The organism is Gallaecimonas aegicerasi (assembly GCF_045291545.1).
Classification (GTDB): domain Bacteria; phylum Pseudomonadota; class Gammaproteobacteria; order Enterobacterales; family Gallaecimonadaceae; genus Gallaecimonas.
In genome coordinates, this window is sequence record NZ_CP149514.1 from 1,250,874 (window position 1) to 1,272,757 (window position 21,884).

The 21,884-nt window shown below is 56.5% G+C and carries 23 protein-coding genes and 1 tRNA gene; 12 read left to right on the forward strand and 12 right to left on the reverse strand.

Annotated elements, in window-relative coordinates; all coding sequences use genetic code 11:
• Positions 1–58: 58 nt before the first annotated feature.
• The 4 genes from WDB70_RS06175 to WDB70_RS06190 form a co-directional block, all read right to left on the reverse strand.
• On the reverse strand, positions 59–517 hold the full coding sequence (locus WDB70_RS06175; protein ID WP_406667658.1) for a hypothetical protein: 459 nt from the start codon (positions 515–517) through the stop codon (positions 59–61).
• Between the two features lie 59 nt (positions 518–576).
• A tRNA-Pro gene (locus WDB70_RS06180) sits at positions 577–653 on the reverse strand.
• 133 nt (positions 654–786) lie between these two features.
• A complete protein-coding gene (locus WDB70_RS06185) occupies positions 787–2,640 on the reverse strand; it encodes a DUF3413 domain-containing protein (RefSeq protein ID WP_406667660.1) in 1,854 nt (617 codons plus the stop codon).
• A 78-nt stretch (positions 2,641–2,718) separates the two neighbouring features.
• Positions 2,719–2,943, reverse strand: a complete 225-nt coding sequence (locus WDB70_RS06190) for a DUF1414 domain-containing protein (protein WP_406667663.1) — start codon at positions 2,941–2,943, stop codon at positions 2,719–2,721.
• Between the two features lie 66 nt (positions 2,944–3,009).
• On the opposite strand from WDB70_RS06190, the gene yejK reads away from it, so the two are divergent.
• Together yejK and WDB70_RS06200 are read left to right on the forward strand one after the other, a co-directional pair.
• The gene (gene yejK / locus WDB70_RS06195) at positions 3,010–4,026 is read left to right on the forward strand and encodes a nucleoid-associated protein YejK (RefSeq protein ID WP_406667665.1); all 1,017 of its coding nucleotides are present in this window, start codon (positions 3,010–3,012) and stop codon (positions 4,024–4,026) included.
• Between the two features lie 101 nt (positions 4,027–4,127).
• Entirely contained in the window at positions 4,128–4,409 is a 282-nt protein-coding gene (locus WDB70_RS06200) for a PilZ domain-containing protein (RefSeq protein WP_406667667.1), read from the forward strand.
• Here the strand turns inward: WDB70_RS06200 and WDB70_RS06205 are convergent.
• The 3 genes from WDB70_RS06205 to asnS all read right to left on the reverse strand — a co-directional run bounded on the left by WDB70_RS06205 (position 4,400) and on the right by asnS (position 8,289).
• On the reverse strand, positions 4,400–6,208 hold the full coding sequence (locus tag WDB70_RS06205; protein WP_406667669.1) for a M48 family metallopeptidase: 1,809 nt from the start codon (positions 6,206–6,208) through the stop codon (positions 4,400–4,402). The two genes, WDB70_RS06200 and WDB70_RS06205, sit on opposite strands and share 10 nt — an antisense overlap.
• A gap of 3 nt (positions 6,209–6,211) precedes the next feature.
• On the reverse strand, positions 6,212–6,805 hold the full coding sequence (locus WDB70_RS06210; RefSeq protein ID WP_406667671.1) for a LemA family protein: 594 nt from the start codon (positions 6,803–6,805) through the stop codon (positions 6,212–6,214).
• 83 nt (positions 6,806–6,888) lie between these two features.
• Positions 6,889–8,289 (reverse strand): asparagine--tRNA ligase, encoded by a 1,401-nt coding sequence (asnS, locus tag WDB70_RS06215; protein WP_406667673.1) that lies wholly within the window; start codon positions 8,287–8,289, stop codon positions 6,889–6,891.
• Positions 8,290–8,441: 152 nt separating this feature from the next.
• On the opposite strand from asnS, the gene WDB70_RS06220 reads away from it, so the two are divergent.
• The 3 genes from WDB70_RS06220 to WDB70_RS06230 are packed head-to-tail and all read left to right on the forward strand — an operon-like array spanning position 8,442 to position 11,157.
• Positions 8,442–8,654: a hypothetical protein gene (locus WDB70_RS06220; RefSeq protein ID WP_406667675.1), complete on the forward strand. Its 213-nt coding sequence runs from the start codon at positions 8,442–8,444 to the stop codon at positions 8,652–8,654.
• Positions 8,655–8,656: 2 nt separating this feature from the next.
• The gene (locus WDB70_RS06225; RefSeq protein WP_406667677.1) at positions 8,657–10,393 is read left to right on the forward strand and encodes a diguanylate cyclase domain-containing protein; all 1,737 of its coding nucleotides are present in this window, start codon (positions 8,657–8,659) and stop codon (positions 10,391–10,393) included.
• Positions 10,390–11,157 (forward strand): SAM-dependent methyltransferase, encoded by a 768-nt coding sequence (locus WDB70_RS06230; protein WP_406667679.1) that lies wholly within the window; start codon positions 10,390–10,392, stop codon positions 11,155–11,157. The genes WDB70_RS06225 and WDB70_RS06230 overlap by 4 nt, the downstream gene beginning before the upstream one ends.
• Here WDB70_RS06230 and bioA read toward each other — a convergent pair.
• Positions 11,154–12,431: an adenosylmethionine--8-amino-7-oxononanoate transaminase gene (gene bioA / locus WDB70_RS06235; protein WP_406668024.1), complete on the reverse strand. Its 1,278-nt coding sequence runs from the start codon at positions 12,429–12,431 to the stop codon at positions 11,154–11,156. The genes WDB70_RS06230 and bioA overlap by 4 nt on opposite strands.
• Positions 12,432–12,576: 145 nt before the next feature.
• On the opposite strand from bioA, the gene bioB reads away from it, so the two are divergent.
• The 4 genes from bioB to bioD are packed head-to-tail and all read left to right on the forward strand — an operon-like array spanning position 12,577 to position 15,992.
• Positions 12,577–13,569, forward strand: coding sequence for a biotin synthase BioB (bioB, locus tag WDB70_RS06240; RefSeq protein ID WP_406668026.1), 993 nt, complete (start codon positions 12,577–12,579; stop codon positions 13,567–13,569).
• Positions 13,569–14,663, forward strand: a complete 1,095-nt coding sequence (locus WDB70_RS06245) for an aminotransferase class I/II-fold pyridoxal phosphate-dependent enzyme (protein WP_406667681.1) — start codon at positions 13,569–13,571, stop codon at positions 14,661–14,663. Before bioB ends, WDB70_RS06245 begins: the two co-directional genes overlap by 1 nt.
• Positions 14,647–15,411, forward strand: coding sequence for a methyltransferase domain-containing protein (locus WDB70_RS06250; RefSeq protein WP_406667683.1), 765 nt, complete (start codon positions 14,647–14,649; stop codon positions 15,409–15,411). Before WDB70_RS06245 ends, WDB70_RS06250 begins: the two co-directional genes overlap by 17 nt.
• Positions 15,354–15,992: a dethiobiotin synthase gene (bioD, locus tag WDB70_RS06255; protein ID WP_406667685.1), complete on the forward strand. Its 639-nt coding sequence runs from the start codon at positions 15,354–15,356 to the stop codon at positions 15,990–15,992. The genes WDB70_RS06250 and bioD overlap by 58 nt, the downstream gene beginning before the upstream one ends.
• On the opposite strand, the gene WDB70_RS06260 is transcribed toward bioD, so the two are convergent.
• The 4 genes from WDB70_RS06260 to pepE are packed head-to-tail and all read right to left on the reverse strand — an operon-like array spanning position 15,982 to position 18,481.
• Complete coding sequence (locus tag WDB70_RS06260; RefSeq protein WP_406667687.1) at positions 15,982–16,440, reverse strand: NlpC/P60 family protein; 459 nt, start codon at positions 16,438–16,440, stop codon at positions 15,982–15,984. The two genes, bioD and WDB70_RS06260, sit on opposite strands and share 11 nt — an antisense overlap.
• The gene (locus tag WDB70_RS06265; RefSeq protein ID WP_406667689.1) at positions 16,433–17,071 is read right to left on the reverse strand and encodes an alpha/beta hydrolase; all 639 of its coding nucleotides are present in this window, start codon (positions 17,069–17,071) and stop codon (positions 16,433–16,435) included. The genes WDB70_RS06260 and WDB70_RS06265 overlap by 8 nt, the downstream gene beginning before the upstream one ends.
• A gap of 39 nt (positions 17,072–17,110) precedes the next feature.
• Positions 17,111–17,725, reverse strand: coding sequence for an FKBP-type peptidyl-prolyl cis-trans isomerase (locus WDB70_RS06270; protein WP_406667691.1), 615 nt, complete (start codon positions 17,723–17,725; stop codon positions 17,111–17,113).
• Between the two features lie 45 nt (positions 17,726–17,770).
• Positions 17,771–18,481 (reverse strand): dipeptidase PepE, encoded by a 711-nt coding sequence (pepE, locus tag WDB70_RS06275; RefSeq protein WP_406667693.1) that lies wholly within the window; start codon positions 18,479–18,481, stop codon positions 17,771–17,773.
• Between the two features lie 134 nt (positions 18,482–18,615).
• Between pepE and htpX the strand changes: the two genes are divergently transcribed.
• The 3 genes from htpX (at position 18,616) to WDB70_RS06290 (ending at position 21,882) form a co-directional block, all read left to right on the forward strand.
• On the forward strand, positions 18,616–19,491 hold the full coding sequence (htpX, locus tag WDB70_RS06280) for a protease HtpX (RefSeq protein WP_406667695.1): 876 nt from the start codon (positions 18,616–18,618) through the stop codon (positions 19,489–19,491).
• Positions 19,492–19,588: 97 nt separating this feature from the next.
• The gene (locus tag WDB70_RS06285) at positions 19,589–20,212 is read left to right on the forward strand and encodes a DNA-binding protein (protein WP_406667697.1); all 624 of its coding nucleotides are present in this window, start codon (positions 19,589–19,591) and stop codon (positions 20,210–20,212) included.
• Positions 20,209–21,882, forward strand: a complete 1,674-nt coding sequence (locus tag WDB70_RS06290; RefSeq protein ID WP_406667699.1) for a DEAD/DEAH box helicase family protein — start codon at positions 20,209–20,211, stop codon at positions 21,880–21,882. Before WDB70_RS06285 ends, WDB70_RS06290 begins: the two co-directional genes overlap by 4 nt.
• Positions 21,883–21,884: the final 2 nt, after the last annotated feature.

A 21,884-nucleotide genomic window follows, 5' to 3' on the forward strand; every position in this document is an offset into this window, starting at 1 on the left:
TTACTCCTTATCAGTGGCATAAGTAAAGCCACAAAAGGATAACATACTGCCGGTGGCCTCAGAGGTGGCGGTAGTCGCCTTCGAGCAAAAAGTCGTCAAGACAGTCTAGCAAGGCCTCGGCCTGCGCTGGCGGCACCGGTGCTGTCGGGTCGTCTTCGTCGTAGTGGTCTTGCTGTTGCCAGAAAAACATCCGTAAGGCATCAGCAAAAGGGGAACTCTGCTCGCACAGGGCATCCAGAGTGTCGAGGTAAACAATGCGCCGTAGTCCTGTGGTCAGGTCATTGAGGGCATCCATCAGCGCCTGTCCTTCGAGGAAGCTCAGTAACTGTTCGAAGCGTTCCCGGGCTGCGGTTTTTTGCTCATCATCCAGTTCACCGGCTTGTGCTACCAGATCCAGATAATGCTCGGCCAGATAGTGGGGCAGGGCATCGGCATCCAATATCTGATATTGGCTACCACGCTCCAGCAGCATGGTGTGCGAAAAGCTGTCGTCAATATGGCAAACAACCCAATCCATGATTCCTCCGGCAAGTAACGCAAAAAAGCCCCCACCGATAGGTGAGGGCTTTTTCGTTTTGGTCGGCGCGAGAGGATTTGAACCTCCGACCCCTGACACCCCATGACAGTGCGCTACCAGGCTGCGCTACGCGCCGTTGACCACGTTGTTGCAGTAAGCGTGGGGAATTGCCCTGCAACGGCTGCTAAGTTTACTGATCCGGCATTGGCATGCAAGTAGTAGTTTGCCTAAATGGCGCTGTTTGCTGGCTTTTTATGCGACCGCCGACTTTAGCGATAGAAACGCTTCAGTTCCCGCAAGGCATCCATCATCGGGGCGACGCGGATATGGGCGTCACGAATAGGCCGGTACTGACGATCGCGAATGCTGTACTGGCCCATTTTATTCATTACCAGCACCCGGTCGGGCTGCAAAATGGCAAACTGGTGGAAGTCACCGAGGATCACCCAAGGGTCGCCTTGCGGGCCAAGCAGGCTATGGCCTGAACTGTAACTGCTGATCGGCTCCTGGCATTGCAATGCACTGCTTAGCAGGGTTGGCGCGATGTCCTGATGATTGGTCAGTTTCTGGTAGCTGGTGGCTGCCATACCGGGCCAGTGGATCACCAGCGGTACCTGGGTCTGGTAGCGGCTGAAGTTACTGCCATAGCCCCAGGTGTCGGAGCCGGTATCGTTAAACTCCATGCCGTGATCGGAGGTCACCACGACAATGGTGTTGTCCCAGATCCCTTGCTGTTTCAACTGACTGAACAGCTTGCCAAGCAAACCGTCGGCATAATGCACGGCATTACGATAACGGTTCTTGACGACAGTGGCGTCACTTTGGTTATCCAGCTCGGCCAGGTTAACGACCGGCCAGTCAGGCTGGAATGGGTTGGCGTAATCTTTCGGCGTTGAAAAACTGGCAGGAGCACCCAGTTGCAGATAGCTGAAAAAGTGCGGATGCTGCGCCGTCCAGCCCGTCAGGGCGCTGAGCGCCTGTTTATCGCGCTGAGCCACGCTGCCCCTGAAATGCGGCGCATCAGCATGGGCAAAGATGGTTTTATCCAGCTCGGACTGTTTGAAGTTATCGGAGGCAAAAACCCCTAACGATTTGCCAGCCTGTTGATAGCTTGATACCAACAGTGGCGCATCCCGGCCCATTTTTACGGCATTTTGATACACCGCCGGCAAACCGTAGAACAAGCTGAAGAGACTGTCTTTAGGCTCATTGGCACCGGCGAAGTGATCAGTAAAATTCAGGCTCTGCTGCGCTTCGGCCCAGAGGTTTGGCATGGTTTTACTGTTCAGGGCGTCAGCCCGCAAGCCTTCAACCACCACCATCAGCACATTGGGGCTATTGGCATGGCAGCCACTGAGCTTGGTCGGCAGTTTCAGCATGCTCTGGCCAGTGCCCCCGGCACGCAGTTTCTTGTTGTATTCCTGCATATCCAGCAGGCCGTGGCTGGCCAAAAAGGCTTTGGCGGTTGCTGGGTATGACAGTGGGAAAACCGCGCCCTGGCGCAAAATCGGGTAATAGAGCCGGGCATCAGCCCAGATATGCAGGCTGTGGGAGCTGAAAAAGCACAACACAAAAACGGTAGCCACGTGAAAACCGAGGCGTTTTTCTTTAAAGCGCAGGCGGCGCTTCCACAGGTAGTTACCTGCCACCAATTGCAGCGCGAAGATCAGTACAGCCAGGCCACCAAAGGCCATCCAGGTGAAATAGTGACGAGTCAATACCTGCCCTTCACCGGAGGCTAACAGCTCCCAGATAAAGGTATTGAGGTGCAGCCGGTACTGGCTAAACACAAAGGTGTCAGCCAGCAGCGTGAGCTGACCAATGGTTGCCAGCAAGGCTCCTATAGCCCGCAATAGCCGAGGTAAGGGCAGTAAAATGGTCAGCGGGAACAGGGTCAGGATATACAGGAAGAAAATCAAAAAGCCAAAATGGCCAACCCAGGTCACCAGGGTATAAAGCAACCCGAGAAAACTGCCTGGCAGGCCATTTTCTACGAGGTAACGGCTGCCGATCAGCATTGCTAGCAGGATATTAAAGAAGGCAAACCAGTGGCCCCAGTTAATGAGTCTGGAGATGCGTTCAGCGAGCCTGGGTTCGAGATGGTCCTTGTCCTGTCCCGTCATTTGCCTTGTCTGCTGTTGTTTTTATGTCTGATCTAACGGCGTGCTGGGCATTTTCACATTGAAAAGCCCCATCTGCAATTAATGATCGGCGCTGCTGACACTTTGCAGCAGGGTACGGGCAAACTGCTCGGTGATGGCTTTACGCTGGCCAGCCGGCACATGTTCATTAACAACGTTACTCAGGGCGTTGCCCAGCGCCATCAGTGCCAGGTCAACAGGCACTTGCTGGTCGGCCAGTAGTGTCAGCATTTGTTCTGATAAAGCGGTAATTTGGTCAGGGTCATATTTGGACTGAAATGGCATGGGCCGGTCTCGATAAGGCAGTAAAGCTGCTATGATAGCACGCCCGAAACACAGCCGGATCGTTACATGAGCACCACCGTCAAAGCCCTTATCCTGCACCGCCTCGACCTGGGGCAAGAAGGCCTACTGGTACTGAACCCGCGGCAGCAATCACTGGATAACAGCACCGCCGTCAGCCAACTGGTCAGTGATTTACACGGCAGTTACGCAGCCAAGCCCGGTAAGGGATTTGCTGCTTTTAAAGACAGTGGTAGTGAATTTGCCGAGGTGCTGGCTAATTATCTTGATGGTCAGCAGAGTTTTGTGGACTTTTCCCTGAAAGCGGCCGATCTGCTGTTGGCGCAGCTGAATCATTACCAACTGATGGAAACCGGCTACCTGCTGATTGCCCATTACCAACATTTAGCAGTCGATAAGCTGCTGGTGATGCAACTCAAAGCCCAGGACTCGGTTACCGTTACCGATGCTCTGGAGTTAGGACAAACCCGCTTTTTGGAACTAAAAAGCCTGCAACTGGCTGCCAGTATCGATTTGACGTCCTGGCAGGCAGAGCCGGAACTGCGCCGTTATATCAGCTTTGTGAAAGGCCGTGCCGGGCGCAAAGTGCATGATTTTTTCCTCGACTTTCTGGGCTGTGAGGAAGGGGTGGATGCCAGAGCACAGAGCCGGGCGCTGCTCAGTGCCGTTGACGACTATTGTGCTGCCGGTGGCCTTGATGGTGAGGAACGCCAGCAGGTGGGCAAACAGGTTTTTGATTACTGTAAAGAAAAGGCCCAAAGCGGCGAGCCGGTTACGGTTTCTGAGCTGTCTGACAACCTGCCACCCTGGGAAGGGCAGAGCCGTTTTGCCGATTTTGCCGTTGCTGGCGACTATGGACTGGAAGAAAGTTTTCCGGTGGAGCAAAGCGCACTGCGGCCATTGGTGAAGTTTTCCGGTACCGGCGCCGGGGTGTCGGTAAGTTTTGAAGAAAAGCATCTGGGCGAACGGGTTATCTATGATCCAGTGAACGACACCCTGACCATCAAGGGGCTGCCGGCAAATCTTCGAGAACAGCTGAAAAAAAGGCTTACCAGTGGTGACTAAGTAAGCGCATTTTTGCGATCTCGCTCGCAGATCTGTTGGTGAAGATCTCACCATTGCCAACAATGGGGCAAAGTGAATAAAACCACCACGGAGACTAAGAGATGATCCCGATCCAAGAACAACGTGATCACCGCCGCATGAAAGTAGATAGCGCCGTTACCTTGCAACTGGAAGACCGCGCTGTTGCCGGTACCTGTGCCGATCTGAGTGCGACCGGCATGGCGGTGGCTGTAACCGAACCGGTGGCGGAAAATACCCTGCTGGTTCTACATATGGCCGGCGGATTACCCAGCCTGCCACCATTTGAGGCGCAGGCCAGGGTTAAACGCTGCGAGCCGGTAGACGAAGGTTTTCGCCTGGCGTTGGAGTTTGATCAGGACTGATTATCGGCGTCAGCCGCCGGTAGTATTACCGGACTGTCCAGACAGACGGCCAATACCCGGAAGAATTCGGCTTCTTCTGGGCTTATCTGGCCGTCTTGCATTACCGCTTTGACAGCGCCTCGTAAAAAGCGTTGCCGCACGGCTTCGCTAGCTTCTTGCATCGCCTTCAGTGCTGGCCCTAATACAGTGGCCTTGGGCATGGGTTGTAGCTGCCCCTGATAGAGCCCCATGGCGTTACTGCCGGCGCCAAAGGCCCGGCGTACGGCTTGTTCATCATCACTGGCCTGCCAGGCCAGTACCGACAGTAACAATTCTGCCTGGCTGGCAATGCTGGATAGCTTGCGATAGCGCACTTTCGGCTCTACCCGTTCACTGTACTGGTGGCCAACCTGGTGGCTGACCAGCTGATACAAAATCCATTCAAACAGGCTGATGTTAACGTCGGCATGAGCCAACTGAACCAGGGTATCTCGAAAAACCTGATACTGGCTGTCGGACATTTGTCGCAGGCTGGGTACCGCTTTTTCTATCAGCATCAGCCGTTGTCCGGGTTCCAGCTCCTGTAGCTTTTCGGCCAGAGGCATAACCCGCTCTGGCTCTGCCAGTAATGCCAGCTGTTTTTGGCGAATGGTGTCGTCATCTTCGAGCAGCAATGCATAGACCAGATAGCGGGCATCGTGCGGGTCACGGCTGCTTTGTTCCAGGCGATGCGGCAGTGCCAGCGCCATGGTCAGCCCGGCTGTCACCAGATACTCTTTTGACGATACGGCCTTGTCGGTCACCGTTTCACCCTGATGAGGCGTCGAACGGGTGTAGTTGCCGTCCCAGCTCGGTTCCAGACGGCGAATGCGCTTGGCCAGCGGTGGGTGGCTGGCAAACAGGCCGGCAAACTGCGCGCTGAGCGCCGGGCCAAAAAACAGGTGGCTGTAAGTCTGGGTTGCTTCACTGGTCATGGTGGAGGCATAGGCATGACCGCCGACTTTTTTCAGCGCTGAGGCCAGGCTGCCCGGATGGCGGGTAAACTGCACCGAAGAGGCATCAGCAAGGTATTCGCGCTGGCGGTTAATGGCGGCCTGCATCAGCCGGGCCCAGAGCATGCCAAGATAGCCCATGATCACCAACCCCAGCCCCAGCATGGCCAGACCGTTGCCGTCTTTTTTGTTGCGCGAGCCGCCACCGCTGTAAAGCAGTAGCCGCCCCAGCTCGCCGACAAACAGCAAGCCAAACAGCATCGCCACCAGGCGCAGGTTCAGGCGCATATCACCATTGAAAATGTGGCTGAATTCATGGCCGATCACCGCCTGTAATTCCGCGCGGTCAAACTGTTCAACAGCGCCGCGAGTGACACCTATTACCGCATCATTGATGGTAAAACCGGCGGCAAAAGCGTTGATGCCGGCTTCATGCTCCAGCAGGTAAACGGGGGGAACCGGCACACCGGCGGCAATGGCCATTTCTTCCACCACATTCAGTAACCGCCGCTCGTCACGATCCTGGGTATGAGGGCTGACTCGCCGGCCACCCAGCGCCTCGGCCACCTTGCGGCCACCGCCACGCAGGCTCATGTATTTAAAAAAGGCGGCCAACAAGGCGGCAGTGCCAACCCCGGCGCTGACCCAGGCATAAGTCACCACTGAAAACAGCGGCAGCGGTGGTTCCCCTGGTTGCTGCTGGCTGTTCATTCCCAGCTGAAAGAGCAGGGTGGTGACCAGTGACAGGGTCAATAAGCCGGCAATAAACAGCACCACCAGCTGCGTTGTTTTACGCCGGGCCTTGTCCTGCTGGCTATAAAAGTCCATGGCTTAGAAGCTGACTTTCGGCGCGGCCTGGATGGCGGCACTGTCTTCAAATTCCAGCAGCTCGGCATCCTGAGTGTGGCCAAAGCTGTTGGCAATGATCACATTCGGGAATGACTGGCGGTAAATGTTGTAATTAGTGACGGCGTCATTGAAGGCCTGGCGGGCAAAAGCCACCCGGTTTTCAGTGGCGGTTAGCTCTTCTGTGAGCTGCGCCATATTGTCGCTGGCTTTGAGATCCGGATAGGCTTCCATTTGCAGGTTGAAGCTACCCAGGCTGGTCGTTAGCTGCTTTTCTGCCGCGCTCAGGGCCTTGATAGCATCCGGATTGCCCGGCTGTGCAGAGGCTGCTTTGAGGCTGGCCAGCGCTTGGTTGCGGGCTTCGGTAACTTTGGTCAGCGTTTCACTTTCGTGCTTGAGGTAGGCTTTGGCAGTTTCCACCAGGTTAGGGATCAGATCGTAACGGCGCTTAAGCTGCACTTCGATTTGGGCAAAACCGTTCTCAAAACGGCCTTTGAGGGTGACCAGCTGGTTATAGATGGACACCATCCAGAACACCAGCAGGGCGATAATAACCAGGATAACAATCAGGGCTGTCATGTTTTCTTTTCCTTGGCAGTGAGTTACCTCACTTTACTGCGCGTCATGGCAAAAAGAAAACCCCGCCGAAGCGGGGTTTTGTATCAGAATTTTGCATTGCCCGGTGCGCGCGGGAAGGGGATCACATCCCGGATGTTCTGCACCCCCGTGACATATGACACCAAGCGCTCAAAGCCGAGGCCAAAACCGGCATGGGGTACGGTGCCATAGCGGCGCAGATCCCGGTACCACCAGTAGTCTTCTTTACTGAGGCCCATTTCTTCGAGCCGGGCGTCCAGTACCTCGAGACGCTCCTCACGCTGCGAGCCACCGATGATTTCACCGATCCCCGGGGCTAGTACATCCATGGCGGCCACGGTTTTACCGTCGTCGTTCATGCGCATGTAGAAGGCTTTGATGTCTTTCGGGTAATTTTGCAGGATCACCGGGGCGCCAACATGCTCTTCAGCCAGGTAGCGCTCATGTTCGGATTGCAAATCGACACCCCATTCCACTGGATACTCAAACGTCTTGTCACAGTTTTTGAGGATCTCGATGGCGTCGGTGTAATCCATCCGCACAAATTCCGCGTCGATCATCTTTTGCAGACGGTCGATGGCGTCTTTGTCAACGCGCTGGGCGAAAAAGGCCATGTCGTCAGGGCATTCTGCCAGCACCGCCTTGAACACGTATTTGAGCATGTCTTCGGCCAACTGGGCGGCATCGCTGAGGTCGGCAAAGGCCACTTCCGGCTCTACCATCCAGAATTCTGCCAGGTGGCGGCTGGTGTTGGAGTTCTCGGCACGAAAGGTCGGGCCAAAGGTGTAAACCTTGCCCAGCGCACAGGCATAGGTTTCGGCGTTGAGTTGGCCGGAAACGGTCAGAAAGGTTTCTTTACCAAAAAAATCTTCGCTGTAATCAATGTCGCCTTTGTCCGTTTTCGGCAGGTTGGCCATATCCAAAGTGGATACCCGGAACATCTCGCCTGCGCCTTCACAGTCAGAGGCGGTCAATATCGGGCTGGCCATCCACAGGTAGCCGTTTTCGTGGAAGAAGCGGTGCAGTGCCTGGCTGAGACTGTTGCGTACCCGCATGACGGCGCCAATCAGGTTACTACGAGGCCGCAAATGGGCAATTTCCCGCAGATATTCAATACTGTGGCGTTTGGCGGCCATCGGGTAGGTGTCCGGGTCGTCCACCCAACCGAGTACCTCAACAGCGGAGGTATCCAGCTCAAAGGCCTGCCCGGATGCCGGCGACGCCACCACTTTACCGGTGATGGCAACGGAGCAACCCGCTGTCAGCTTTTTGATATCGCTTTCGTAATTATTGAGCGTATTGGGCACAACCGCCTGCAGGGGATTGAAGTTAGAGCCGTCGTAAACGGCCAGGAATGAAATCCCGGCTTTGGAATCCCGCCGGGTACGTACCCAGCCTTTTACCTGCACTTCGGTGCCGACCGGGAATTCCCCTGCCAGTACCGCTTTTACCGACGCTTGCGTCATGCCTTTTTCCTTTATGGGCTCTGTTATCGAAAGGAGCAGACATGATACCTGCACCGGCAACCAACACAAGGGCGGCAAAGGCCAATTTACTTAACCACAGAATGCGTTACAGTAAAGTCGGCATTTGGCCTGCAATCACAAGGAACATGATCATGGCACTGATTGACTTGTTAAAAGACTTGGGCAGTAATGCCGATTTGGCCGAGCAATACCAAAAAGACCCACAGTCGGTGATGGCACAGTACCAGCTTAGGCCCGAGGAGCAGGCCGCAATGACTGCCTGTGATATGGATAAGCTGGCCGAGCTAACTGGCACTGAAAAGCTTCAGCAAATTATTACCATCATTACCTGCGGCGAGGGCTAAGTGTGCTGAGGTGGGTACTGTGTTTTATGGTGGCCGTCAGTTTGCCTTTGCTGGCGGCGAGTGAAGCAGATAACTTCGATACTTTACTGAAAAAGGCAAACAGCACGCGCCTGAGCAATCCGCCGCAGACCCAGGCTATTCTTGCCAAACTGGCTGGCCGCCTGGATGAGGCCACACTGGCACAAGTGCAAGCCTATGATCTGCTGGTCGCCCATCAGCAGATGTTACGGGGTGACTACGGCACTGCCGAACACAAATTATTGTCTTTGCTGTCTGACCAGACACTCGATGCCAATAAACGCATGCGTGCTTACCTGCTGTTGTCGCAGGCCGCGGAAATTCAAAACCAAGTTTCCAAAAGCTTTGGCTTTATTCTTCAGGCCGCTGATTTATACCCGCAGGTAACCGACCTGACAATAAAGCGCAATTACCAGCGTATTGTCGTGCAGATGTACAGCCGTATCGGTGACTATGACAAGGCCCTGGAACATGCTCGGATGCTGGCTGATTTGGCGCGAGATGGCACGGCCTATGACCATTGCGTCGCCGAACGGGCCATGGCGTCGGTGTACGACATGCAGGACGAAATGCAAAAAACCCTGGCGGTGAAAAAGCGCCAGTTGGCGTGGTGTCAAAAAGCGGATAACCGCATTTTGATCGCCGACGCTTATGAATTTATGGGCCGCTATTACCTGCAACAACAAGCACCAGAGCAAGCCTTGAGCTATTTTCGCCATGCCCAGAGTAACTGGCAGGACATGGGGTTTGCCGATGGTCAGATGGCTATCGCACTGGATTTGGCAAGGACTTTTCTGGCTTTGAATAACTATCCTCTGGTCCGGCACTGGGTCGCCAAGGCCGAACAGTTGATATCGCCAGGAGGCCATTGGGTAGAAATGGCCTCCATTTATAAAATCAAAGCGACGCTTGCTATCCGTGACAGTGATTACAACGCGATGCTGACTTACCAAAATAAGTATCTGGACGCTGTTAAAAATACGCTGGAAAAAACCCGCGGTGTTAAAACCGCCTTTTTACAAGCGAAACTGGATGATGCCAGCCAAAAGCAGCACATCGCTATTTTGGAAAAGGAAAATAAACTGCTGGCGTTAAAAGAGAGCAATCGCAGTAAGAGTTACTGGCTGGTGGTGCAGGGGCTGATTGCGGTATTGGTCATCTGCCTTTTGCTGGCCGTGTTGGCAGCGCGCATTTTCTACCAGCGCCGTAAATTGAAGCAGCTTTCTGAAACCGATGCATTGACCGGAGCACTGCCGCGGCCAGCCTTTTTTGAGTATGCCCGGGTGCTGTTTAATGAAAACCGTGCACTGCGGGTGCCACTGTCGGTGATGGTGGTGGATATCGACAGGTTTCGCACCTTTAACCAGCAATACGGCCTGGGAACCGGTGATAGGGCGATTAGACGTATTGCCGAGCGGCTGCAACGGGTGGCCAATGAAGAAGATTTGCTGGGCCGTACCGACGGCGGGGAGTTTACCCTCATCATGCATGACTGCACCCTCACGCAAGCCGAAAACCGTATGCGCGAGTTTCGTCGCAATACGCTGGATACGGGCGTGCAAGGCAACCTTGACCTGTTGCTGTCGGCCAGTGTCGGTTTGGCTCAGGCTTACCCGGGGCACACCAGTATCGAAGATGCTATTGCAGCGGCTTGTGCGGCCATGGAGCAGGCCAGGGCCGAGGGTAACAGCGTGACCGGCATTTCACCGGTGCCCTCATGAGCCTGACGGTAGTGGGGCTGGGGATCACCCTGGGAAAGCACGTCAGTGAACGTACCCTTAGTGAAATTAAGGCGGCTGAGCAGGTTTTTGCGCTGGTCGATGGCATGGCGCTGGCCTGGTTGAAGCGCTTTCGCCCGGACGTCATTTCATTGCATCCACTGTACGGCAACGGCGATAAAAGCCGCCGTGATGCTTATCAGCAGATGAGCCAGCAGCTGGTTGAAGCGGCGCAGAGTCGTCACGTCTGCGCGGTATTGTATGGTCACCCGGGGGTTTTTGCCGATGTTGCGCATATGGCCATAGGCCAATTGCGTGAACAGGGTATTGCCGCACAGATGGAGCCTGGTGTCAGTGCCGACGCCTGTCTTTATGCTGACTTGGGAATTGACCCGGGGAAGCACGGCTTGATCAGCATGGAAGCAACACACTTTTTGTTGTTCCAACGCCAGCTAGACCCGAGCATGCTGGTGCTACTGTGGCAGCTGGGGGTGACTGGCGACCTGCGTTTTACCGATCCGGGCACTAACCGTGCCCGTTTGGCGTTACTGGCTGAAAAACTTGCTTTGTATTACCCCAAGACAACCCCCATGCTACTTTATGAGGCTGCACAACTGGCCATTCAACCGATGCGTGCTGAAGCCATTACGTTGGCGCAGCTAGCAGACGCCGCGACGTCGCAAATCACCACGCTGGTGATCCCGCCACAGGCTCCCCGGCGCGACCGATACTGGCAGCAGCGCCTGGAAGCACTGCAACACCATTAATTTTGCTGGCTTACCCAGCCGCCAATGGCATCGGTCAGCCGGGTCAGTTCGGCAGGGCTAATTATAAAAGGCGGCATGATATAAATCAGCCGGCCAAAGGGGCGTATCCATACCCCTTGCTCGACAAACCAGGCCTGTGCTTTGGCGACATCCACCGGAGCGTGCATTTCCACTACGCCAATGGCTCCCAACACCCGCACATCACTGACTGCATCTTCTGCTGCCAAGGGTAATAATGCCTGCTGCAGTTGCTGTGCAATGGCATTGACCTGTTCTGGCCAATGGTTATCGGCCAGCAGGGTTAGGCTGGCACTGGCCACGGCACAAGCCAGCGGGTTAGCCATAAAAGTTGGGCCGTGCATAAAGCAACCGGCCGGGGAGTCGGCGATACCATCGGCCACCGCTTGCGTGCAAAGTGTCGCCGCCAGGGTCATGTAGCCCCCGGTCAACGCTTTGCCGAGGCAGAGAATATCCGGGCAAATGTCGGCCCATTCCATGGCAAACAGTTTGCCGGTACGGCCAAAACCAGTGGCGATTTCATCGAGGATCAGCAGCACCTGATAACGGTCACAAAGGGCCCGCAAGCCCCGTACATAATCGGGTGAGTAAATACGCATGCCGCCGGCACCTTGCACTACCGGCTCCAGTATGACCGCGGCCAGTTGCTCATGGTGCTCGGCCAAATAACGCTCAGCCACCGCCAAATCAGCGCTGGCATCACCAGCAAAAGTGGCTTCCGGCATCGGCATGAACAGGTGGCCGGGCAAGATACCCTTAAACATCCAGTGCATGCCGGAGTCCGGGTCGGTGACCGACATGGCACCAAAGGTATCGCCGTGGTAGCCCCGCCGTGGGGTCAGGTAGCGGTGCTTTTGTGGTTTGCCCTGGCCCTGCCAATACTGAATGGCCATTTTTAAGGCGACTTCGACGCTGATGGAGCCGGAGTCGGCCAGAAAAACCTTATCAAGCGGTGCCGGCGTCATGGCGACAAGCTGCTGACACAGGCGAATGGCTGGCTCATGGGTGATCCCCCCGAACATCACATGGCTCATCCGGGCTAATTGGCTTTGTGCCGCCTGATTCAACGCCGGGTGGTTATAACCGTGCACAGCCGCCCACCAAGACGACATACCGTCAATCAGCTGCCGGCCATCGTCCAGGGTCAGTGTTACCCCGGCCGCACTGGCCACCGCATAGGTCGGCAGCGGGTTTCGAAGGGCTGTGTAGGGGTGCCAGATATGCTGGCGGTCAAAAGCGCGGTCAGAATCTGAAATGATCACGTAATAACCAACTGTAAACTTGAGTGAACTGGTAAGCGTTGACAGCTTAAAGGTCTTCTTTAGACTAGCCAAGCATCAACGCTGAGAAGGAATAACCATGAGCCTGCGCCACGACTGGAGCATTGCTGAAATCGAAGCCATGTTCGCCATGCCTTTCAATGACTTGGTCTTTAAAGCCCAGAGTCTGCACCGCCAGCATTTCAACCCCAACGAAGTGCAGGTCAGCACTTTGTTGTCGATCAAAACCGGCGCTTGCCCGGAAGATTGCAAGTATTGCCCGCAGTCGGGCCATTATCACACCGAGGTTGAGCGTGAACGGCTGCTGGAAGTGGAAAAGGTGCTGGAAGAAGCTCGCAAGGCCAAGGCTGTAGGAGCCACCCGTTTTTGTATGGGCGCCGCCTGGAAAAACCCCAAAGAACGGGATATGCCCTATGTCATGAGCATGGTCAAAGGGGTCAAAGAGCTGGGCCTGGAAACCTGTATGACACTGGGCATGCTCGATGCCGACCAGGCTGCCCAGCTGGCCGGTGCCGGCCTTGATTATTACAACCATAACCTGGACACCAGCCCGGAATTTTACGGCGAAATCATTACCACTCGTACTTACCAGGATCGCCTGAACACGCTGTCCAACGTTCGTGATGCCGGTATGAAAATTTGCTCTGGCGGTATTGTTGGCCTGGGTGAAAGTAAGCGTGATAGAGCCGGGCTTTTACAACAACTGGCCAATCTGGAAGTGCACCCTGAATCCGTTCCCATCAACATGCTGGTGAAGGTCAAGGGAACGCCGCTGGAAAATGTCGAGGATCTCGACCCAATCGAGTTTGTGCGTACCATCGCCGTGGCCCGAATTCTGATGCCGCAAAGCCATGTCCGGCTGTCGGCCGGCCGCGAGAACATGAGCGATGAAATGCAGGCGCTGTGTTTTATGGCCGGAGCCAACTCCATTTTCTACGGCAACAAGTTGCTGACCACCGCCAACCCGGAAGCCAACCGCGATTTGCAGCTGTTTAAACGCCTGGGCATCAATACCGAACAGCGCCATGACGCTGACGATGAAACCACCGAAGCGGTGCTCAACGCCAAAATTGCCATGGAAGCGGCGCCAACCAATTACTACGAAGTACGTTGATGCTCGATACGTGGCTGGCGGCCAGGCTGCAAGCTGTTAAAGAAGACGGGCTCTGGCGCCAAAGCAGGGTAATCAGTCATGACGCGGGTGCCATGGTGCGGGTTGACGGCCAGCGCGCGCTCAATCTGGCCGGCAACGATTACCTCGGCCTGGCTGCTGACGCGCCTGCGGTCAGTGGTGCCGGGGCCGGGGCTTCGCCGTTGGTTGCGGGCCACAGTCAGCAGCATCAGGCGTTAGCTGAGCGCTTGGCAGACTGGCTGGGTTACCCGGCGGTGCGGCTTTTTTCCTCTGGCTTTGCCGCCAATGTCGGGGTGCTGTCACTGTTCCCTGAGGTGGCGGTTTTTCATGATCGCCTGAATCATGCGTCATTACTGGATGGCAGCCGCCACGCCGGCCAGCGTTTTCGCCGCTTTCCTCATAACGATCTTGAGGTGCTGCGCCGCTGGCTCAAAGGACCGGCGCTGCTGGTCAGTGACGGGGTGTTTTCCATGGACGGTGACTGCGCTGACTTACCGGCGCTGGCAGCGCTGGGACAGCCCCTCTACGTGGACGACGCCCATGGTATCGGTGTGTTAGGTCAACATGGCCGTGGTATCAGTGAAGCGCAGGGACTTCGGCCAGATATTCTGGTTGGCACCTTCGGTAAGGCCTTGGGGGCCGCTGGTGCCTTTGTCGCCTGTAGTGACACCGTTGCCAGCGCCATTGATAACCTCTGCAGGGAATATATTTACTCCACTGCCTTGCCGCTTTCGACGGTCACTTTGGTTAATGCCCAGCTTGAGCGCTTACAACAGCAAAGCTGGCGCCGCCAACACCTGAGCGAGCTGATAGCGCTCTTTCAGCAGCAGTGCCAGCAGCGGGCCTTGCCGGTGTTGCCGTCCCAGACTCCCATTCAGCCGGTGCTCTGCCGTAGCTCAGCGGCAGCGGTCAAGCTCAGCCAGCAGCTGCTCGCCAGAGGTTATTTTTGCCCGGCGATACGGCCGCCAACGGTGGCCCAGCCCCGTTTGCGGATCACCCTCAATGCCCTCATTGAGCCGGCGCAACTGAACGGCCTGTGTGATCTATTGGAGGTGCACCGTGACTGCCTTGCCTGAGGTTGCCCGAGCCTTTGGCCGGGCGGCGGCGGGCTATGACCGTCATGCCCGGCTGCAACAAAAAGTGGCTGACTGGCTGTTAAGCGAGCTGAGCCCCGGCCCGCGGTTGTTGGATGTTGGCTGTGGTACCGGCTACTGCCTGGAACAGCTGGGTGGCGGTATCGGTCTGGATATCAGTGCCGGTATGTTGGCTCATTGTCAGCAAAAAGGCCATCGCCAGCTATTACAGGCTGACGCCAGCGCCTTGCCACTGGCCAGCCATAGTATTGATACCGTGGTTTCCAGCCTGGCTTTACAGTGGTGCGTTGATTTACCGGCGGCACTGGCAGAGCTGGCGCGGGTGCTGCGCCCGGGTGGCTGTTGGCATCTGGCCTTGCCACTGGCCGGCTCGCTCAACGAGCTGGCGACAGCCTGGCAGGATCAGCGGCCACATTTGCTGGCCCTGCCTGCGGCGGCAAAACTGCAAGCACTGTTGCCGCCGCAGGCATCACTGACGGTACGCCGCTTTACCTGCTATTACCCGGATCTGTCGGCACTGCGGGCCAGTCTCAAAGGCATTGGTGCTCACCATGTACCGGGGCGCAGTAGCGGCTTGACCGGGCGGCACCGTTATCAGCGTTTCCTCGATAATCTTGAACGGCAGCGTACTGCTCAGGGGCTGCCGCTGACGTATCTGATCGGACGAATTCAATGGCAAAAACCCTGTTTGTCACCGGCACCGACACCGATGCCGGTAAAACCCACTTAAGTTGTGCGCTGCTGGCCCATTTTGCTCGCCAGCGGCGTACCGTCGCCGGCCTAAAGCCAGTTGCCTCCGGTGGTCGGCTGGATGCCGAGCGGCTGTGGCAGGCCTCCGGATATCAGCGGTCACTGGACGAGCACAATCCCTATTGGTTTAGCCCCGCCATCGCTCCGCATTTGGCGGCGGCAGAAGCTGGTGTCAGCCTGACGGTGGCCGGTCTGCAACAGGCGCTGGCAGCTTGGCAACAGGCACCGGTAGATGGCTTGCTGGTGGAAGGGGCTGGTGGCTGGCGGGTACCACTGAATAACCGGGAGAGCTTTGCGGATCTGGCAACCGCCATGAATGCTGCGGTGATCTTGGTGGTGGGCATGAAGCTGGGGTGTGTTAACCACGCCTTATTAACCGCTGAGGCGATACAGGCCGATGGCCTGCCACTACTGGGTTGGGTAGCCAATGCTGGCCTTGAGCCGATGGACCGGCTGGCGGATAACCTCGCGTATTTACGCCAGGCCATGCCTGCACCGTTGCTGGCAACAGCTGGCAAACAAACGCCGGAAAGTATCACTTTCGCTGACGTTACCTGGTGAAAATACGCCGGGCAGTCCAGTAGTGGGCTTGCCAGTACGGGTTATCCAACGCTGATACGGTCACGCCGACACTGGTGGAAGCATGCAAAAACAGGCCGTTACCCTGATAAATACCCACATGGCGGCTGCGCCGCCCTGTTTTGAAAAAGACCAGATCCCCTGGCCGCAGGTGCTGCTGTGCTACCGGCTTGCCCAGTCTGACCTGGGCTGCAGTAGTGCGCGGTAAGGTGATAGAAAAGCGCTGCTTGAAGGTCTGGCGGGTAAAGGCAGAGCAATCAATGCCGGTTTTACTGGTGCCGCCCAGACGATAGGGCACGCCTTGCCATTGCCGGTATTGTGCCACCAGGGCTTGCTGTATGGGGCTGGTTGCCGGTAGTGCAGGCTTGGGTGGTGGCGCACTGGCACAGCCGGCCAGCAGCAGTAGCGCCAGCAGCGCCGCTTTACGCATTATGGCCCAGCCAGCGGGTCAGCAAGGTGGCAATATCCTGCACCTGCTCGCTGGTGATTTCATGGCCACTGTCATAGTGCTGTTGCTGCACGGGCAAGCCACTGCGACGCAGGGTGTCGTGGGCGCGCTGGCCCAGCAGCGGTGGCACAACCTGGTCCTGGCGACCGTGGTGAATGGCCACGGGCAGTTGTTGCTGAGCCGGATGGATGGTGACCGGGGCAGCGAGATAGGTGGACATGGCCAGTAGCCCGGCGAGCGGTTGTGGGCTGGTTAGCGCTGCCTGATAGGCAACAGCGCCCCCTTGAGAAAAACCTGCCAGCACGACCTTGGCTCCGCTTTGGTGCTGCTGCTCAAGCAAGGCCTGCAGCTGTGTACTGACCTCCTGCAAATGCTCGGTATTGAGCTTGCGTTCGATGTCCAACGACAAAATGTCATACCAGGCACTCATCAGGTAGCTGCCATTAACGGTTACTGGCCGGGTAGGTGCCTGCGGAAAGATAAAGCGCCAATCGGGGCGGCCAATGATACCGGCCAGCGGCGCCAGATCTTCGGCGCTGGCGCCCAGACCATGCAGCATAATTACAACGCCGGTGGCATCGTCCGGGCCGTGTTGCAGATAAGGTAGGGTCATAAGGCTCCCATAAAAAAGGCAGCTTGCGCTGCCTTGAAGTCATGCGATGTTGAGCAGTTCCACTTCAAACACCAGCGCCGCATGGGGCGGAATGGCGTTGCCAGCGCCCTGGGCGCCGTAAGCCAGATCTGAAGGAATAGTCAAACGCCACTTGTCGCCGACTTTCATCATCTGCAGGGCTTCTACCCAGCCTTTGATAACGCCAGTTACCGGGAAGCTGATAGACTCGCCGCGCTCGACAGAGCTGTCAAAAACGGTGCCGTCAATCAACATGCCGTGGTAGTGCACTTCCACCTTGTCATCGCTGCTTGGCGTGGCGCCGTCACCGCTATTGAGCACTTCATATTGCAGGCCGGACTCGGTGATCTGCACACCGGCTTTTTGCGCGTTATCCATCAAGAATTGTTCGTTGGCCTTGATAAAAGAGGCGCTACGCGCTTTTTGCTCTTCTTCCATGCGGGTTCTGATGACGTCAAAGGCCGCATTGATGTCGTCCGGGGCAACGGCGAACTCTTCACCGCGCAGGGCATCGGCCAGACCTTGTTGCACGGCGGCAATATCAAGGCCGTCAAAGGCCTGTTGTGCCAGTTGGTCGCCCATTTGACGGCCAACGCCGTAGCTGGCTTTTTGCTCGGTAGTGTCGTACTGCGCCATGATTCTCTCGCTTATTGTTGAAAAACGGCCATTCTAGCGTTTTTCTCAGTGGCCCGACAGCAACCAGGCCAGATCTTGGCCCGGGGTGAGGATTTCTATCTGCGGCTGTGTCATCAGTAGCGCCTCATGTTCACCAAGCAGTGTCAGCTGTTCGCCATGACGATACAGGGCCGTGCCTTCTGGCAGGCAAACCACTTTTTCCTGTGGGTTCAGGGTAAGGAACTCGCTGAGGCGGTCCTGACGGCTTTCGCCGTTATGGCCTGGCAAAGTGGCATTGGAGTAGTGCGGGTTGATCTGAAACGGCACCAGCGCCAGGGCGTCAAAGCTGGGCGGGTGGATAATGGGCATATCATTGGTGGTACGGATGGATTTACCCGCCAGGTTGGCTCCGGCACTCCAACCCATGTAAGGCGTACCCTGGCTGACGGCGGCCTGCAAAGGTTGCAGCAGCTGTTGCTGGTACAGCTCGCTTAACAGCCGAAAGGTATTACCGCCACCAACGGCAATGGCCTTGGCATGGGCCAGCGCCTGGGCAGGATCAGGGTATTGGTGCAGCCCCTTGACGCTAATGGCCAGCGGCGCCAGCGCTTCGGCAACCTTGGCTGTGTAGTCGTCCCAGCTGATGGTGACGCCGGCAAAGGGCACAAACAGCAGCTCCCGCTCGTCGCCGGCCAGGTGCCGGTCAATAAAGGGCAGGGCATGGCTGAGATAAGGAGTATCGCCGGCTCGGGAAGCCGACAGCAGCAGAGCACGCATAAGCACACCTTCATTAAGGAAAAATCGTATAAATGATACCGAATTTTCGCTGTTGATGGGGCTTGATAAGCCCTCCACTGACCCTAATATGTTTGCTATCCCACCGCAACGAGGTGGCCTGAAGGAGTGTGAACGTGAAACGCGTGTTTTTATATCTGGCAACCAACCTGGCAGTGCTGGTAACGCTGGGTATCGTGCTGAGCATTGTGATGTCGGCACTGGGTATTCAGGGCCAGTCCACTGCTGGCTACCTGGTGATTGCTGCTGTCTTTGGTTTTGGTGGCAGTATCATTTCTCTGCTGATGTCCAAGTGGATCGCCAAGCGCTCGGTTGGCGCTTATGTGATCACCCAACCGCGTGACCAGATGGAGCAATGGCTGGTCAATACGGTGGCCCAACAGGCGCAGCGGGCCGGTATCAAGATGCCGGAAGTGGCCATTTACGACTCACCGGAAATGAATGCCTTCGCAACAGGCCCCAGCCGTAACAACTCGCTGGTGGCGGTTTCGACTGGCCTGCTTTACAAGATGGACCGGGATGAAGTGGAAGCGGTGCTGGGCCATGAAATCTCGCACGTGGCAAACGGCGACATGGTGACCATGACCCTGATCCAGGGGGTACTCAATACCTTTGTGATCTTCCTGGCCCGGATGGTCGCTGGCGCTATTTCCAACGCCATGCGGGGCAATGACGAAGAAGGCGAAGGCCTGGGAGGCATTGCGTATTTCGCCGTGGTGATCGTTCTGGAGATTGTCTTTGGCATCCTGGCATCATTTATTACCGCCTGGTTCTCCCGTCAGCGCGAATACCGCGCGGATGCCGGTGGTGCAGCGCTGGCTGGCCGTAACAAGATGATTGCGGCCCTGGAGCGACTGCGTAGCGGCCATGAACAGACGCATCTGGAAGGGCAACTGGCCGCTTTCGGTATCCAGGGTAAGCGTTCCCTTAGCGAGCTGATGATGAGCCACCCGCCCATTGAAAAGCGCATTCAGGCGCTGCGTCAGGGCTAAGCACTATCCCCTACCGACTGGCCGCCTTGTGCGGCCTTTTTTATGGCGCCGTTGCAGCATACAATGCTCTTACAGTCACCATTACACCGAGGCCGTTATGGAAGGGCAGCAGCTACGCGCCAACCGCGATAATGTCTGGAAAGCCGCTCAGGCACTCACCGACCAGGGTAAAACGCCGTCGGTAAATACGGTCAGAGACTGGCTAGGGGGTGGCTCCAACAGCTCAATCAGCCGCTATCTACAACAGTGGCATGCCAGCTCAGCAGCGGAACGCAGCATCCGACTGGCATTACCTTTACACTTGCAAGACGCCCTGGATGACATGTTGAGCGAGATAAAAAACGCCGCAGCACAACAATATCAGGCGCAGCTGGAGAATTACCAAACCTTGCAAACCGATACCGCGCAGCAACAAAGCCGCTTGCTGCAGTTTGCTGAACGTCAGGCGGGTCTTGAGCAGCAGCTGACGCAATTACAAACAGAACTGGCTGAGAGTCGTCAGCAACAGGCCTTGGCTGAACAGGCGGCGGCGCACTGGCAGCAGCAGGCGCAGGCCAGCACCGCAACACCTGATGGGGCTTTGGCAGCACAGCTGACTCACCAGCAACAACTACTGGAAAGCATCAGTACGGATCTGCAATTTGTCACCGAGCAACTACGGCGCCGGCAGCAATTAAAAGCGGAGCTGGAGCAGCTGCGTGACTCTTTGGGGGGCGCGTGAAGCTACGGCCTTATCAGCAGCAGGCCGTTACCGCGACACTTCAGTACTTTCGTAAAAATCAGGCGCCGGCGTTATTGGTTTTACCCACCGGGGCCGGTAAATCAGTAGTGATTGCCGAGCTGGCGCGGCTGGCTCGGGGGCGGGTGCTGGTGGTAACTCATGTTGCTGAACTGGTGGCGCAAAATGCCGGTAAATATCGGCACTGGCGCGATGACGGGGTGATCTTTTCGGCCGGGCTGGGCCAGAAGCGGCTCGATGGCAAAGTGGTCTTTGCCTCCATTCAGTCTCTGGCCAACAATCTGGAGGCTTTTGATGATGACATCAGCCTGATCATTGTTGATGAATGTCACCGCATCAGTGCTGATGAACAGTCGCAATATCAGCGCTTGTTCCGTCACTTTCCGGCCGGCCGGGTACTGGGGTTGACGGCCACACCGTACCGGCTAGATAGCGGCTGGATCTACCGCTTTCATGCCCGCGGGCAGGTTCGAACCATGGCAGAGAGGCTGTTTCAGTACTGTATTTATGAGCTGCCCCTGCGCACCTTGATTACCCAAGGATACCTGACACCGCCGACGGTCGTGCCGGCACCGGGGATCTGCTACAACTTCACCGAGTTGGCGGGTAGTGCCAGTGAAGCGGCGCTGGATCGTGCTCTGGCCGGGCAGGGTAAATTAACACCGGCGATCATCCACCACCTGATGGCGGCCTGCAAAGAGCGCCAGGGGGTGATGATTTTTGCTGCCAGTCGCCGCCATGCCCGTGATATTGCCGCGCTATTACCCCCGTCGCAGACGGCAGTGGTGCTGGGAGACACCCCTGCAGCTGAGCGTCAGGCACATATTGCTGCCTTTAAAGCAAAAGCCCTCAAATATCTGGTCAATGTTTCGGTGTTGACTACCGGTTTTGATGCCCCCCATGTGGATGTCATCGCCTTATTGCGGCCGACCGAATCGGTGTCGCTTTACCAACAGATGGTGGGCCGGGGGCTTCGTTTAGCCGAAGGTAAAAAAGACTGCCTGATCCTCGATTACGCAGGTAATCACTATGATCTGTTCAGTCCGGAAATCGCTGAACCACGCCCGGCAGGTACGGTGCCGGTGACAGTGCCATGTCCGCTGTGCGATTTTGCCAATCAGTTCTGGGGCAGGGTCGATGCGGACGGCGATGTGATTGAACATTTTGGCCGTCGTTGTCAGGGCATGATCGGGCCGGAACAGCAATGTGACTATCGTTTTCGCTGCCGTTTGTGCCCGGCTTGTGGCAGTGAGGCCGACATTGCTGCGCGCCAGTGCCCAGAGTGTCAAACCCCCTTTAGCGATATTGATAAAAGCCTGCGTGAGGCAATGCGCCAGCGTGATCAGCACCTTTTTAAGGTGGCACAAATGGACTGCCAGGTAACCGGCAATGGCTTGACGATCGCCTACTACGATGTGGACGCGCAGCCGTTTAAGGAAACCCTGGCGTGGCAAAGTGCGGCTTTACGGCGATTTTTAGCTGATGCCAATCCAGCACCGGGGAGCTTGTTTCTAGCTGCCGAGCCAGCTCTTGCTGACAAGCTGGTGCACCTACGCCAGCCACGCTTTTTACTGCTGAGCAAAAGTCGAGGGCAATGGCAGCTGCGCCAGCGGATCTTTGACTACCAGGGGCGTTTTCAGGCCGTTGAGTAATA

Bases quoted from the DNA above. Each gene is read 5' to 3' on its own strand.
- WDB70_RS06205 (WP_406667669.1), bottom strand. From the start codon at position 6,208: ATGGACTTTTATAGCCAGCAGGACAAGGCCCGGCGTAAAACAACGCAG.
- WDB70_RS06230 (WP_406667679.1), top strand. From the start codon at position 10,390: ATGAGCCTGACGGTAGTGGGGCTGGGGATCACCCTGGGAAAGCACGTC.
- WDB70_RS06175 (WP_406667658.1), bottom strand. From the start codon at position 517: ATGGATTGGGTTGTTTGCCATATTGACGACAGCTTTTCGCACACCATG.
- WDB70_RS06190 (WP_406667663.1), bottom strand. From the start codon at position 2,943: ATGCCATTTCAGTCCAAATATGACCCTGACCAAATTACCGCTTTATCA.
- pepE (WP_406667693.1), bottom strand. From the start codon at position 18,481: ATGCGTGCTCTGCTGCTGTCGGCTTCCCGAGCCGGCGATACTCCTTAT.
- bioB (WP_406668026.1), top strand. From the start codon at position 12,577: ATGTTCGCCATGCCTTTCAATGACTTGGTCTTTAAAGCCCAGAGTCTG.
- asnS (WP_406667673.1), bottom strand. From the start codon at position 8,289: ATGACGCAAGCGTCGGTAAAAGCGGTACTGGCAGGGGAATTCCCGGTC.
- yejK (WP_406667665.1), top strand. From the start codon at position 3,010: ATGAGCACCACCGTCAAAGCCCTTATCCTGCACCGCCTCGACCTGGGG.
- bioD (WP_406667685.1), top strand. From the start codon at position 15,354: ATGGCAAAAACCCTGTTTGTCACCGGCACCGACACCGATGCCGGTAAA.
- WDB70_RS06260 (WP_406667687.1), bottom strand. From the start codon at position 16,440: ATGCGTAAAGCGGCGCTGCTGGCGCTACTGCTGCTGGCCGGCTGTGCC.
- WDB70_RS06265 (WP_406667689.1), bottom strand. From the start codon at position 17,071: ATGACCCTACCTTATCTGCAACACGGCCCGGACGATGCCACCGGCGTT.
- WDB70_RS06200 (WP_406667667.1), top strand. From the start codon at position 4,128: ATGATCCCGATCCAAGAACAACGTGATCACCGCCGCATGAAAGTAGAT.
- WDB70_RS06220 (WP_406667675.1), top strand. From the start codon at position 8,442: ATGGCACTGATTGACTTGTTAAAAGACTTGGGCAGTAATGCCGATTTG.
- WDB70_RS06245 (WP_406667681.1), top strand. From the start codon at position 13,569: ATGCTCGATACGTGGCTGGCGGCCAGGCTGCAAGCTGTTAAAGAAGAC.
- WDB70_RS06285 (WP_406667697.1), top strand. From the start codon at position 19,589: ATGGAAGGGCAGCAGCTACGCGCCAACCGCGATAATGTCTGGAAAGCC.
- WDB70_RS06185 (WP_406667660.1), bottom strand. From the start codon at position 2,640: ATGACGGGACAGGACAAGGACCATCTCGAACCCAGGCTCGCTGAACGC.
- WDB70_RS06210 (WP_406667671.1), bottom strand. From the start codon at position 6,805: ATGACAGCCCTGATTGTTATCCTGGTTATTATCGCCCTGCTGGTGTTC.
- WDB70_RS06270 (WP_406667691.1), bottom strand. From the start codon at position 17,725: ATGGCGCAGTACGACACTACCGAGCAAAAAGCCAGCTACGGCGTTGGC.